The organism is Sphingorhabdus sp. EL138 (assembly GCF_945890115.1).
In the GTDB taxonomy this organism is placed as follows: Bacteria; Pseudomonadota; Alphaproteobacteria; order Sphingomonadales; family Sphingomonadaceae; genus Sphingorhabdus_B.
Genome location: NZ_CAMDCK010000014.1, coordinates 1 through 12,536 on the forward strand (window position 1 = coordinate 1; position 12,536 = coordinate 12,536).

The 12,536-nt window shown below is 56.8% G+C and carries 11 protein-coding genes; 3 read left to right on the forward strand and 8 right to left on the reverse strand.

Annotated features, from left to right (window positions below):
- The 4 genes from Q0O07_RS07900 to radA all read right to left on the reverse strand — a co-directional run.
- Positions 1-1,266, reverse strand: a 1,266-nt coding sequence (locus tag Q0O07_RS07900; RefSeq protein ID WP_295492291.1) for a monovalent cation:proton antiporter-2 (CPA2) family protein, incomplete at its 3' end; no start/stop codon positions are given.
- Positions 1,266-1,697 carry an iron-sulfur cluster assembly scaffold protein gene (locus Q0O07_RS07905; RefSeq protein WP_295492292.1) on the reverse strand — a complete coding sequence of 144 codons (432 nt, stop codon included), beginning with the start codon at positions 1,695-1,697 and terminating at the stop codon, positions 1,266-1,268. The genes Q0O07_RS07905 and Q0O07_RS07900, both read right to left, overlap by 1 nt.
- A complete protein-coding gene (locus tag Q0O07_RS07910) occupies positions 1,697-2,221 on the reverse strand; it encodes a CvpA family protein (RefSeq protein WP_295492293.1) in 525 nt (174 codons plus the stop codon). The genes Q0O07_RS07905 and Q0O07_RS07910 overlap by 1 nt, the downstream gene beginning before the upstream one ends.
- 91 nt (positions 2,222-2,312) lie before the next feature.
- Positions 2,313-3,677: a DNA repair protein RadA gene (radA, locus tag Q0O07_RS07915; RefSeq protein ID WP_295492294.1), complete on the reverse strand. Its 1,365-nt coding sequence runs from the start codon at positions 3,675-3,677 to the stop codon at positions 2,313-2,315.
- A 93-nt stretch (positions 3,678-3,770) separates the two neighbouring features.
- Here radA and Q0O07_RS07920 point away from each other — a divergent pair, with 93 nt between their 5' ends.
- Positions 3,771-6,107: a patatin-like protein gene (locus tag Q0O07_RS07920; protein ID WP_295492395.1), complete on the forward strand. Its 2,337-nt coding sequence runs from the start codon at positions 3,771-3,773 to the stop codon at positions 6,105-6,107.
- 19 nt (positions 6,108-6,126) lie between these two features.
- Here Q0O07_RS07920 and dnaJ read toward each other — a convergent pair whose 3' ends face one another.
- Together dnaJ and dnaK are read right to left on the reverse strand one after the other, a co-directional pair.
- A complete protein-coding gene (dnaJ, locus tag Q0O07_RS07925) occupies positions 6,127-7,254 on the reverse strand; it encodes a molecular chaperone DnaJ (RefSeq protein ID WP_295492295.1) in 1,128 nt (375 codons plus the stop codon).
- A gap of 69 nt (positions 7,255-7,323) precedes the next feature.
- Positions 7,324-9,231 (reverse strand): molecular chaperone DnaK, encoded by a 1,908-nt coding sequence (gene dnaK / locus Q0O07_RS07930; protein ID WP_295492296.1) that lies wholly within the window; start codon positions 9,229-9,231, stop codon positions 7,324-7,326.
- 225 nt (positions 9,232-9,456) lie between these two features.
- Here dnaK and Q0O07_RS07935 point away from each other — a divergent pair, with 225 nt between their 5' ends.
- Both Q0O07_RS07935 and Q0O07_RS07940 read left to right on the forward strand, forming a co-directional pair.
- Positions 9,457-9,930 carry a copper chaperone PCu(A)C gene (locus tag Q0O07_RS07935; RefSeq protein ID WP_295492297.1) on the forward strand — a complete coding sequence of 158 codons (474 nt, stop codon included), beginning with the start codon at positions 9,457-9,459 and terminating at the stop codon, positions 9,928-9,930.
- A gap of 2 nt (positions 9,931-9,932) precedes the next feature.
- Positions 9,933-10,397 (forward strand): vgr related protein, encoded by a 465-nt coding sequence (locus Q0O07_RS07940; RefSeq protein ID WP_295492397.1) that lies wholly within the window; start codon positions 9,933-9,935, stop codon positions 10,395-10,397.
- On the opposite strand, the gene Q0O07_RS07945 is transcribed toward Q0O07_RS07940, so the two are convergent.
- Together Q0O07_RS07945 and Q0O07_RS07950 are read right to left on the reverse strand one after the other, a co-directional pair.
- Entirely contained in the window at positions 10,386-11,783 is a 1,398-nt protein-coding gene (locus Q0O07_RS07945) for an MATE family efflux transporter (protein ID WP_295492298.1), read from the reverse strand. The two genes, Q0O07_RS07940 and Q0O07_RS07945, sit on opposite strands and share 12 nt — an antisense overlap.
- Positions 11,784-11,866: 83 nt before the next feature.
- Positions 11,867-12,442 carry a nucleotide exchange factor GrpE gene (locus Q0O07_RS07950; protein WP_295492299.1) on the reverse strand — a complete coding sequence of 192 codons (576 nt, stop codon included), beginning with the start codon at positions 12,440-12,442 and terminating at the stop codon, positions 11,867-11,869.
- Positions 12,443-12,536 lie beyond the last annotated feature (94 nt).

Genomic DNA, 12,536 nt, shown 5'->3' on the forward strand with positions numbered 1-12,536 from the left:
CTGTCCGAAACGTCCATGCCCAACGATGATGACATTGGCTTGTGCCGCCAATTCCGGGTCATCAAGCGCGACATCGCCCTTGACCTTTCGCGCCGCAAGCTTGCCGGCAAAAATCATCAGGAAAGGTGTCGTTGCCATCGATAAGGTGACGACCGCGCCAAACAGGCTCGCCGCCTCCGGTTCAATCAACAGGGCCTGCTGCGCGGCGGCAAACAACACAAAGGCGAATTCACCACCTTGGCTCAACAGCATCGCCATGATGATCGACGGCTTGTTTTGAAGGCCAAAGCCCCGACCAAGCGCATAAATGATGGCGATCTTGACCGTGATCAGCGCCAGCGCCAGACCCGCCACGAAAAAGGGCCGCGAAAGAATGACATCAACGTCGAGCAACATGCCAACCGCGAGGAAAAACAGACCAAGCAAGATCGAACGGAACGGATCAATGTCGGCCTCCAACTCATGCCGATAGGGTGATTCCGCCAACATAACGCCCGCGACAAATGCGCCCAAGGCTGGCGAAACGCCAATCGCCTGCATCACCGCGGCGCTGACGCAGACGGTGAATAAGCCAGTGACGATGAACAGTTCGCGCTCTGAAATCTTGCCGACCAAGCGCAACAGCGGTGACAGCAGATAGCGTCCGGCCAACACCAGTCCGGCAATCGCCAACACGGCATATAATACCAGATACCATCCCTCAATCGCGCCTTCTTCGGCAGGCGCGCGCGACAAAGCGGCAACGATAGTTAGCAGGGGAACAATGGAAATGTCCTGAAACAACAATATGGAAAAGCTTTTCTCACCATAATCGGTCTTCATCCGGCCGCGCGATTGCAGCAAGGGCAGCACCTGCGCAGTGGAAGACAAGGCCAATGGAAGCCCAAGGACTAAGGCGGCTTGCCAGCTAAAGCTGGGCATTGCGAAATGGATGACGGCAAACATGCCAAGTCCGCATAAAATGACCTGCAACGGCCCAAAAAGCAGAATGTCGCGCCGCAACAGCCATAGCCTGCTCGGCGATAGCTCAAGCCCGACGAGGAACAGCAGCAAGATGATGCCGATTTCGGAATAGGCCAATATCGTTTCGGGTGAGTCAATCAACGCAAGGCCATCGGGCCCAATGGCAATGCCCGCGACCAGATAGCCAAGCACCGCGCCAAGGCCAAGACGCCTGAAAATCAAAACCGCCAACAGCGCCGCACCGAGCAACACCACCCCGCCTAACATAACATCAGCGACAAGATGGTGTGGCGCGGTTTCCATCAGCTTTTCTCTTTGGCCTGCGCGGCGGCCGCAAGGATCGCGTCAAAAGGCAATAAGATCGCAGCATGGCGCGACGGATAATCACATGCCGCGGCCAGCAAGGCGAGTTCAGGCCAACAGCTTGGCATATCGCCCTTCCGCTGTAACGCCTGCGCCACGCCATCGCGCAATTTGGCAACTTCGGTCATAGCTGTCCCAATGGCGTTGTGCGTCAAAATAGCCGCAGAAGCCTGCCCAAGCGCGCAGGCATTGGCGCGCAGGGCAAGGCCGCGCAATATGCCCTCTGCGTCCGTCACAACATCCGCTTGAATGCGGCTGCCACATAAGGGCGAACGCACTTCGGCGCTGCCATCCGGCTCTGCAAGGCGATGGTCAGCGACCAAAGACGTCGCCAACCGCAAGATGTCGCGATTGTAGAGCGCTGAGTCCATCAGTTTGCCGTTTCCGTGCCACTATCGGCAGCGAGGCGTTGTTCGCGGACAAATTCTGACAATGCATCACCGCTGGCGTTGAGCAGAGGATAGGTGCGCGAACTGGTCATCCACTCGGGTCGCTCTTCATCCGCGCCATAGACCAAATCAAATCCCATCACGAACAGCAGGAAAAGGAGGGTCGCGATAATCAGGCCCTTCACCATACCGAAGCCAAAACCAAGCATGCGGTCAATGGGGCCAAGCAAGGACCTGCGCGATCTGGCGCCAATCGATTTCGCAATCCATTTACCCAATGCAAAAATCACGATGACCAGCGCCAAAAAGGCGAGCACAGCAGCGCCGGAGTCAGAACCCACAGTCTCTGCCAAAGCCGCAGTCGCGGGCGCGTGGAACATGCGAACGGCCAAGATGATCAGCACCCATGCGATCATCGACAAAGCCTCTTGCACAAAGCCGCGCAGGGCACCGAATACGGCCCCGCTGCCCAACATGAACAGGACAATGATATCAAGTGCGGTCATCTATTCCTGTTGCCCCAATTACGTAAATGCGTCGCGATTAAAAGGCAGGACGCGTCCTATTTCAACGCCCCTGCAACCACCTATATGAGATTTAGGAGCGTCCCAGCATATGGTCAACGAGATTGGCAAGCGTGCGGAACTCTTGCGTTGAAATGCCCGCCTGACCTTTCACCGACGGCGGGACTAATGCGCTGGCAAACCCGAGCTTCGCCGATTCCTTCAGCCGCAACGCACCATGCGCGACGGGACGGATTTCACCGGACAAGGCGACTTCACCAAACAATACCGCATCGGACGGCAATGGCCGTTCCGCCAAAGCTGAAACCAGCGCCGCCGCCACCGCCAAATCGGCAGCGGGGTCGGAAATGCGATAGCCGCCGGCGATGTTGAGATAGACCTCTGCGGTTGAAAAGCTTAGGCCACATCGCGCCTCAAGCACCGCCAATATCATCGCAAGGCGGCCGCTGTCCCAGCCCACAACGGCGCGGCGGGGTGTTGCGCCACTGGATAGCCGCACGGTCAGCGCCTGAATTTCCACCAGCACTGGCCGCGTCCCCTCCAACGCCGGAAACACCGTTGCCCCCGTAACCTGTTCGGCCCGGTCGGTCAGGAACAAAGCGCTTGGGTTGCCAACCTCAGTCAAGCCTTCTTCTACCATCGCAAACACACCGATTTCGTCTGTCCCGCCAAAGCGGTTTTTGGACGCGCGCAAAATGCGATATTGATGGCTGCGTTCGCCTTCGAACGACAATACGGTGTCGACCATATGTTCCAGCACGCGGGGTCCGGCGATCGTCCCGTCCTTGGTAACATGGCCGACGAGCATCAACGCCGTGCCGCGCTCCTTGGCAAAGCGGATAAGTTCTTGTGCCGAAGCGCGAACTTGGCTGACCGTGCCCGGCGCGCCTTCGATAAGGTCACTGTGCATCGTCTGAATGGAATCGATAACCAATAAAGCGGGCGGCGCGCCTTGGGCCATCGTCGTCAATATGTCGCGCACAGAGGTTGCAGCAGCCAACTGCACCGGCGCATCGCCAAGGCCAAGCCGACGGGCACGTAGGCGCACTTGGTCAACCGCTTCTTCGCCGGAAATATACGCAACGGACAGCCCGCGCCGCGCGAGGTTTGCGGCGGCTTGTAACAATAAGGTCGACTTACCAATGCCCGGATCACCACCGAGCAAGGTTGCTGAACCCGGCACAAGCCCCCCACCCAAAGCGCGGTCGAATTCGGATATACCCGTCGAGGCACGTTCAGGCAGTTTAATGTCCGTGTTCAATCCGGACAATTCAACCGCACGCCCGCCCGAGTGCAAATGATGCTTTAGCTCAAAAACAGTGGCCTTGGCCTCTTCCGTCAAGGTGTTCCATTCGCCGCAATCGTCGCACTGCCCCTGCCAGCGGTTGGATTCCGAACCGCATGCCTGACACACATATTTGCGCTTTGCCTTTGCCATGCCGGATAGTTAACAGAACAAATCAAGAACTCAAGACATAAGTGTTCTGTATCAGCGCTTGCGTGTGGCGCGGCCTAATGCCACATCATGGCTATGCGCGAAAAAGAACTCAGGCTGGCGCTCATTTGTTATGGCGGGGTCAGCCTTGCCATTTACATGCATGGCGTCACGCGCGAGATTTGGCACATGGTCCGCGCGAGCCGCGCTTTTCATGATGGCGCGCCCCCCACCCGCCGCAGCGAGAGTGTCTATCACGACCTGCTTGCGGAATTGTCGCGGGTTAGCGGCGTCAAGTTACGGGTTTTGACAGACATTATTGCAGGGTCAAGCGCGGGCGGCATCAACGGCATATTCCTGTCGCAGGCTATCGTCACGGGCCAATCGCTAGAGCCGTTGACCGATATGTGGCTTGAAATGGCAGATGTCGACATACTGCTTGATCCTGACGCCCGCCCGCTGTCGCGCTTCACCAAATTTTGGGCAACGCCGATTGCATGGATGATCTTGCGTCGGCGCGGCGGCGCGGTTGAAAGGACAGTCGCGAAAGAGGCGCAGCAGGAAGTCGCCGCCAAGCTGTCCCGCTTTGTCCGCGCCCGCTGGTTCGCGCCGCCCTTTGGCGGGAATGTGTTTTCGAAATTGTTGCTCGATGCGCTGAACGCCATGCGTGCCAGCACTAAAGAGCCGCCACTTTTACCCACAAGTCAGCCGCTGGATTTGTTTGTCACGGTAACTGACTATTACGGGCATGATCGGGTACTTCGCCTCAACAGTCCTGAAGAAGTTACCGAGTCCGAACATCGCATCACCGTCGATTTTTCAACACGCGGGCGAACGGGGCTCGCCGACATTCCCGAGCTGATTTTTGCGGCACGTGCCACGGCCAGTTTCCCGGGCGCTTTCCCGCCATTTTCTGTGCGTGAACTTGACCGTTTATTGGCGCGGCAAAATGTCCCTTGGCTTGGCCGGAGTGCATTTTTGAAGCGCATATTGCCGCAACAATTTGCCGCCAATGCCGCCGAAGATACGATGTTGATCGACGGATCGGTATTGGCCAATGCGCCGTTTAATCAGGCAATTTCCGCCTTGCGCAACCGCCCCGCACGCCGCGAAGTGGACCGGCGCTTTGTCTATATCGACCCCACGCCCGGCCGCCCCGGTTTCCGTTTTGGCCAACGCAATGCAGACGGCACCGCTAATATGCCGCGCAAACCACCGGGGTTCTTTTCGACGATATTGGGAGCGTCGTCCAACATTCCGCGCGAACAGCCCATTCGGGACAGCCTTGAAAAAATCACTGGCCGTTCGGAACGTATTGAACGAACGCGGCGCGTCATCAACAGCTTGCGTAGCGAGGTGGAACATATGGTGGAGACGCTGCTGGGTAAGACATGGTTCCTCACCCAGCCAAACGCAAGTCGCATGCAAAAATGGCGCAATTCGGCGCAGGAAAAGGCGATTATTGCCGCTGGTTTCGGTTACCGCGCCTATAACCATCTCAAAATCGCTGGCGTGGTTGACGATATTGTCGCCACCGCACGCCGCAGCTTGCCCGATGCATCAAACGCGTTTTTCCGCAACTTGCGCGCTGCGCTTTGGACAGAAATCGGCTCCTATGATCTCGACCATTTGCCGCCGCATAAGGGCAAGGCCACCGCGCGCCAAATTGCCTTTTTCCGCGCACACGACCTGCGTTTCCGCATTCGGCGCTTGCGCTCTCTCGCCCGGCATCTGACCGAAGAGGTCGAAAATGTCATCGATATGCCGGACGATGATGTCGCCAAAATGCGCGATGCCATTTACAATTGCCTTGCCTTGTTCCTCGATCTGGAAACGGCGGAGTTTTTAGGCGCCGATTTTGCGCAGGCTGTTAAATCTGGCATTGACGATCCCGCAGGCTTGATGAACCATCTTGCGGCACAACGGGGTCTGGTACGCACCGATGCCAAGGTCGACAAAATATTGTGCGATGCCATGCTGACCCTGCCGGTTGAGGCACGCCGGATCATGCTGCTCGGCTATTTGGGCTATGCATTATATGACATCGCCACCCTACCTTTGTTGCAGGATGAAGGCTTTGACGAATTCGACCCTGTCAAGGTGGACCGCATATCCCCCGACGACTGCGCCTCTATCCGCAAAGGCGGCACGGCAGCGATGTTAAAGGGTATCGAGTTCAACAATTTCGGGGCATTTTTCAGCCGCGCTTATCGTGAAAACGACTATCTATGGGGCCGTTTGCATGGCGCGGAGCGAATGATTGATATCCTGATATCGTCGCTTCCGCCCGGCCATGAATTTTCGGCGGGCCGCGCGCAAAGTTACAAAAAACGCGTATTTCACGCGATACTGGATGAGGAGCAGGATCGGCTGACGCAAATCCGCCCCCTCATTATGTCCTTACGGACCGAGGTGGATCAGATGCAGATCTGAGCTTCAACCGCACTCCAGCCTAATCGGTGATGCCGTCCCAAATGCCTTTAAGCTTGTCAAAGAAGCCGGTTGATTGCGGACATTCTGCACCCGTTTCGGTTTCGCGGAACTCGCGCAAGATTTCTTTCTGCCGCGCGGACAATTTGGACGGCGTTTCGACGTCGATTTGAATGACCATGTCGCCGCGACCACGCCCTTGCAACACGGGCATGCCTGCGCCGCGTTGGCGAAGCTGTTTGCCCGACTGTATGCCTTCTGGAACGATAATGATATGTTCCGCGCTATCGAGGCCCGGGATGCGGATTTCGCCACCCAGCGCCGCTGTGGTGAAGCTGACGGGCACACGGCAGAACAATGTTGTACCATCGCGTTCGAACACCTTGTGACGCGATAGATGGATGAAGATGTACAGATCACCCGCCGCCGCGCCATTTGGCCCAGCCTCACCGCGGCCCGCCACGCGAATGCGCGTGCCTTCATCGACGCCAGGCGGAATATTGACGGCGATGGTCTTGCGTTCATCCGCCCGCCCTTCCCCGCCGCAAGCGCGGCATGGCGACTCAATTACTTCGCCGCGACCGTGACAGGTCGGACATGTGCGCTCGACCACGAAAAAGCCTTGCTGCGCCCGCACTTTGCCATGGCCAGCACACAGGTTGCAGCGACGTTTGCCGGACCCCGGCGTCGCGCCACTGCCGCTACAGGTCCCGCACGCCGTTGCAACGTCGATGGTGATTTCCGCTTCCTTGCCGTGGAAGGCCTCATCGAGCGAGATTTCGAGATCATAGCGTAAATCTGCGCCACGCGCAGGGCCACGCTGACGGCCGCCAAAGGCGTCACCAAAAAAGCTTTCGAAGATATCGGAGAAGTCACCAAAGCCAGCGCCGCCTTGGCCACCGCCGCCGCCCATGCCCCCATTTTCAAACGCTTCCTTGCCGAACCGGTCATAGGCTGCGCGCTTTTGCGGATCTTTCAGCACGTCATAGGCCTGACTAATGGCTTTAAACTTGGCTTCGGATTTGTCGCAGCCGGGATTGCGGTCGGGATGGCATTCCATCGCGATCCGGCGATACGCGGTTTTCAGCGTCTTCTCATCGGCTGTCCGCTCGACTTCCAACAATTCATAATAATCAATGTCGAGATTCATGAATGACTAACCCCCCGGTCTTCCCGACCGTCGCTGCGTTTCGGCGCCGACGGTCGGGAATATTCAACATCAGTCTTTCTTGTCGTCTTCGACTTCGGAGAATTCAGCATCGACAACATTATCGTCGGCTGGCGCTTCTTCCGATGCGGCATCTGCCGATGCGCCGGCGGCTTGCTCTTCTTTATAGATCGCTTCGCCAAGCTTCATCGCGATTTGGGCCAAGGCGGTTGCCTTTTCCTTCATCGCTTCTGCATCGCCGCCTTCGATAGCGGTCTTGGTTTCCGCCACAGCCGCTTCAATCTCGCCCTTCAACGCAGCGTCAATCTTGTCGCCATGCTCTTCCAACTGCTTCTCGGTGGAATGGACAAGGCTTTCAGCATTGTTCTTGGCTTCTGCCGATTCACGACGCTTCTTGTCCTCTTCGGCAAAGGCTTCGGCATCGCGGACCATCTGTTCAATATCCGCATCGGACAAACCGCCCGATGCCTGAATTTTGATCTGCTGTTCCTTGCCTGTGCCCTTGTCCTTGGCGGTCACGCTGACGAGGCCGTTGGCGTCAATGTCAAAGGTCACTTCAACCTGCGGCACGCCGCGCGGTGCAGGTGGAATGCCAACCAGGTCAAAATTGCCCAGCAGCTTATTATCCGCCGCCATTTCACGTTCACCTTGGAATACGCGAATGGTCACGGCATTTTGATTGTCTTCGGCCGTCGAATATACTTGGCTCTTCTTGGTCGGGATCGTCGTGTTACGGTCGATCATGCGCGTAAATACACCGCCCAGCGTCTCGATACCCAAGGACAATGGCGTCACGTCAAGCAACAACACATCCTTAACGTCGCCTTGCAAAACGCCCGCCTGAATGGCGGCGCCCATGGCGACAACTTCATCCGGATTCACGCCAGTATGCGGCTCCTTGCCGAAGAAATTCTTCACGACGTCGCGCACCTTGGGCATGCGGGTCATGCCGCCGACCATCACGACTTCATCAATGCCATCGGCCTTGATACCCGCATCAGCCAAAGCCTTTTTGCATGGCTCAAGCGTGCGCTTGATCAGGTCATCGACCAATTTTTCAAGATCGGCACGGGTGATGGTTTTCACAAGATGCTTTGGACCATTTTGGTCAGCAGTGATGAACGGCAAGTTGACTTCGGTCGTCTGTGTTGACGACAATTCAATCTTCGCCTTTTCCGCCGCTTCCTTCAAACGTTGCAGCGCAAGCTTGTCCTTCGTCAGGTCAATGCCTTCGGCCTTGTTGAAATCGGCAGCCAGATGCTCGACAAGCACGCTGTCGAAATCTTCACCACCCAAGAATGTGTCACCATTGGTCGATTTCACTTCGAACACGCCATCGCCGACCTCTAGGATCGAAATGTCGAACGTGCCGCCGCCAAGGTCATAGACCGCGATGGTTTTATTCTCATCCTTGTCCATGCCATAAGCAAGCGCCGCAGCGGTTGGCTCGTTGATGATACGCAGCACTTCAAGACCGGCAATCTGGCCAGCATCTTTTGTCGCCTGACGCTGGGCATCGTTGAAATAGGCTGGAACGGTGATGACCGCTTGCGTAACGGTCTCGCCCAAATAGGCTTCCGCTGTTTCTTTCATCTTTTGCAAGATGAATGCCGAAATTTGTGAGGGCGAATAATCTTCACCGCCGGCTTTTACCCATGCATCGCCGGTCTTGCCTTTGACGATGCTATACGGGACGAGGCCCATATCCTTCTTGGTCATAGGATCATCGAAGCGACGGCCGATAAGCCGCTTCACCGCATAAATGGTGCTTTCCGGATTGGTGACAGCCTGACGCTTGGCTGGCTGGCCGATTAGGCGCTCGCCGTCCTTAGCAAAGGCCACGATCGATGGCGTAGTCCGTGCGCCTTCTGCATTTTCGATGACCTTTGGCTTGCCGCCGTCCATTACCGCAACGCAGCTGTTTGTCGTGCCCAAGTCGATACCAATAACTTTAGCCATAAAAACTTACCCCGAAATTTTAAAAATTGAACTTTACCCTGTCGCGTTTCGCACCAGCCCTATCAGGCACTGGGGTTTTGCATAACGTGACGTTGTAGCGGCGATATAGGAGCCAATTCTCTTGGCACAAGACTTCGGCCTTCCTAGATAGGGAAAATATTAAGTGAAAACTCTGTATGGGTTGCCCGCTTCGGCGCACACACCCAACAGCAAAAGGAGAACGTTATGTACCGACGTATATTCACAATCAGCGCCGTCGCGACGGCCCTTTTGCTGGCCGGATGCGGCCCGACACCGCAGCTAAAAGTGAAAGAGGCGGTGTTGACGCTGTCGCCTGTCGACAGCAACCCGTCGGTCCTGCACTTCAACGTCTATGGCGGGCCGGAGGATGTGCATTTGCTGCGCGTAAGTTCTCCATCTGCCGTTCGCATTGAAATGCACGATGTCTCGGTCGATACAAAAACAGGTGCCGTGACCATGGCGCCTATGAACCGCGTGCTCATCCCGTCTGGCGAGAAAATTGCCTTCAAAAAAGGTGGCAAGCATGTGATGATCTGGGGCGTCAACGTCATCCCCCGTCGCTTGGGCGTGATTGAGACCGAATTCCTGTTTTCGAACAATGTCCGCATATTGGTAAAGGCGCGAGTGCAAGAAATCGACGGCAGTGACCCGGACGAGAAGAAAGCCATTGATGGTTGAACATGTTCGGCGCGCATAAATCTGGCAGGGCCCTGACCGTCCGGGAACGGGCGCTGGCGGAATCCGTTTTCGGGTCCGCGCTCGATTATGATGGCATCCGCATCCACAACCGCAGATATTTTTGGTTTCAGCCGCGCCGCGTGACCATGGCCCCAAACGGCCATATATGGTTTCACCCCAAGGGTAATTTATTCTGCGATGATTTTTGCGATGCTAATCTCAGCGCGCAAGGCCTGTTCATCCAAGAACTTGTGCATGTGTGGCAGCACCAAAAGGGCATATGCCTGCCACTTCGGCGGCATCCCTTTTGCCGCTATGATTATAGCTTAAAGCCGGGATGGACGCTCGACCAATATGGGTTGGAACAGCAAGCCGAAATCGTCCGGCACATATTCCTTTTGCGTCACGGGGCGAAGGTCGCAGGCGCGCCGCCGCTGGCGCAATATGACGGTGTTCTAATCTTCTAACGGCAACAGCCCAAGCCGCGCGCGCATCGACCAACGCACCAGCATAAGCACCGCGACAATGCCAAGTCCCGTCGCCAAGCCAACCCAAATGCCAACCCCGTTCCACCCTTGCGAAAACGCCAGCCATGCGCCGACGCCAATACCCACGACCCAATAGCCAAAGGCGGCAAACAACATCGGCACTGTTGTATCGTGCAACCCGCGCAGCATGCCCGCGCCCACGACTTGTGCGCCATCGACAATCTGGAACAAGGCGGCAATGGCAAGGAAGCTGACGGCCAGTCGCACAACCTCTGCATTGATCGCGGCATCGCGGTCGATGAATAAAGCAATCAACAAGTCTGGTGACAGCCACATCAGCACCGCCATCGCCGCCATGAACCCCGTTCCGATGACGAAGCTGGTCCAACCGGCACGGCGGATAAGCGCAAGATCGCGCCGGCCATAGCCAATGCCCACACGCACCGTTGCGGCCTGCGCAAGGCCCAGCGGCACCATGAAAGTCACGCTTGCTACCTGAAGCGCGATGGCATGCGCCGCGACCGACGCAGTGTCGATTAACCCCATCAGCATAACCGCAACGCCAAACACGCCGCCTTCCAAGCCCATCGTCACGCCTATCGGCAGGCCCAATTTCCACAGCGCCCGAAACCGCGGCCAGTCGCTGCGCCACCAACGCCCGAACAGATGATATCGCCGGAATTTGGGATGATAGGTGATCACCGCGACCATGCCCAAAAACATGAAGATATTGGCCAATATGCTGCCAATGCCTGCGCCGATTATGCCCAAGGCCGGCACGCCCAGCTTCCCGAAAATGAGGACATAATTAAATGCCGCATTGGCAAAAACGCCCAATATGCCGATGACGAGCGACCATAAGGGCTGCTCCAATGCCGACAGGAAATTACGCGCGATAATCAGCCACAAAAATGGCAGGATCGACCACATATAGGCGCGAACATAGCTTTGCGCCTTTACCGCAAGTTCGGCTTGCTGGCCAAGCGTTAGCAATATGGCTTCCGTCTGCCACAAGATCAGCCAGATCGGGATCATGACCGCAACCGCGACCCACAATCCTTGCCGGAATGTGCGGCGGATATCGCGCACCGAATGCGCCTTTGCGCCGCGCTCGCTTGCCATCATCGGCGCGGTCGCGGTGACGAGGCCCATGCAGAAAATCGCCGCCGTCATGCACAGGTTGAACCCCAATGACGCCGCTGCCAACTCGGTCGGCCCAAGCCAACCCACCATCACCACATCGGTGGCGCCAATCAACGACATCGACAGGTTCGTCAGGATCAAAGGCCAGGCAAGCGACAGGGTCGCGCGAAGTTCATCGCGCCAAGGGGACTGACGGTCCATCGAAATTGCCGCTATTGTCATATGACGCGCTCGATAGCGGAGCGCGTCACCTTACGCCACCCCCGGCCGAGGGTCAGGACCTAATATATCAGAAGTGGACGGGCTTACTCCGCAGCCTTCGCCACCCCAACCAAAGCAGGACGCAGCAAGCGGTCCTTAATCATATATCCCGCCTGCATTTCGGCGACAATGGTGCCCGGTGCGACATCAACGCTGGGAATTTCAACCATTGCCTGATGCTGATTGGGATCCAGCGGCATGCCCATTGCGGCAATGCGCGTAATGCCGTTTTTGGCAAAGACGCTGTCCAACTCGCGGCCCGTCGCTTCAAGGCCGATGACAAGCGGTTTCATCGCCTCGCTCTCCCGCATTTCGGTCGGAATTGCTTCCAAAGCGCGTGATAGATTGTCGGAGACCGAAAGCACATCGCGGGCAAATCCCGTCGCGGCATAAGCGCGCGCGTCCTGCGCCTCTTTTTCCATACGGCGCCGCACATTCTGCGTTTCGGCCTGCGCGTATAAAACATCCTGCTGTGCAGCGGCGAGCAGTTCTTCAAGCGCCGCAACCTTCGCATCGGCAGCGTCGGTTCCTTCTGGCGTATCGTCTTTCATATGCTCTGGTACGCCTTCAAGTTCTTGTTCTACAGCGGGATCGGCTGCGGCTGATTTCTTCTTTGTCATAAACCTGATTAACCCAATTACGTTGCGACGGCATGGTCGTTTGTTGCTGCTCGCATATAGAAAGCAATTTTATTTCATCAACCCGCGCATCATT

What these genes read in the sequence shown, in the direction of transcription:
- Q0O07_RS07905 (WP_295492292.1), bottom strand. Translation starts at nt 1,697, where the DNA reads ATGGACTCAGCGCTCTACAATCGCGACATCTTGCGGTTGGCGACGTCT.
- Q0O07_RS07910 (WP_295492293.1), bottom strand. Translation starts at nt 2,221, where the DNA reads ATGACCGCACTTGATATCATTGTCCTGTTCATGTTGGGCAGCGGGGCC.
- Q0O07_RS07935 (WP_295492297.1), top strand. Translation starts at nt 9,457, where the DNA reads ATGTACCGACGTATATTCACAATCAGCGCCGTCGCGACGGCCCTTTTG.
- dnaK (WP_295492296.1), bottom strand. Translation starts at nt 9,231, where the DNA reads ATGGCTAAAGTTATTGGTATCGACTTGGGCACGACAAACAGCTGCGTT.
- Q0O07_RS07945 (WP_295492298.1), bottom strand. Translation starts at nt 11,783, where the DNA reads ATGACAATAGCGGCAATTTCGATGGACCGTCAGTCCCCTTGGCGCGAT.
- radA (WP_295492294.1), bottom strand. Translation starts at nt 3,677, where the DNA reads ATGGCAAAGGCAAAGCGCAAATATGTGTGTCAGGCATGCGGTTCGGAA.
- Q0O07_RS07940 (WP_295492397.1), top strand. Translation starts at nt 9,933, where the DNA reads ATGTTCGGCGCGCATAAATCTGGCAGGGCCCTGACCGTCCGGGAACGG.
- Q0O07_RS07950 (WP_295492299.1), bottom strand. Translation starts at nt 12,442, where the DNA reads ATGACAAAGAAGAAATCAGCCGCAGCCGATCCCGCTGTAGAACAAGAA.
- Q0O07_RS07920 (WP_295492395.1), top strand. Translation starts at nt 3,771, where the DNA reads ATGCGCGAAAAAGAACTCAGGCTGGCGCTCATTTGTTATGGCGGGGTC.
- dnaJ (WP_295492295.1), bottom strand. Translation starts at nt 7,254, where the DNA reads ATGAATCTCGACATTGATTATTATGAATTGTTGGAAGTCGAGCGGACA.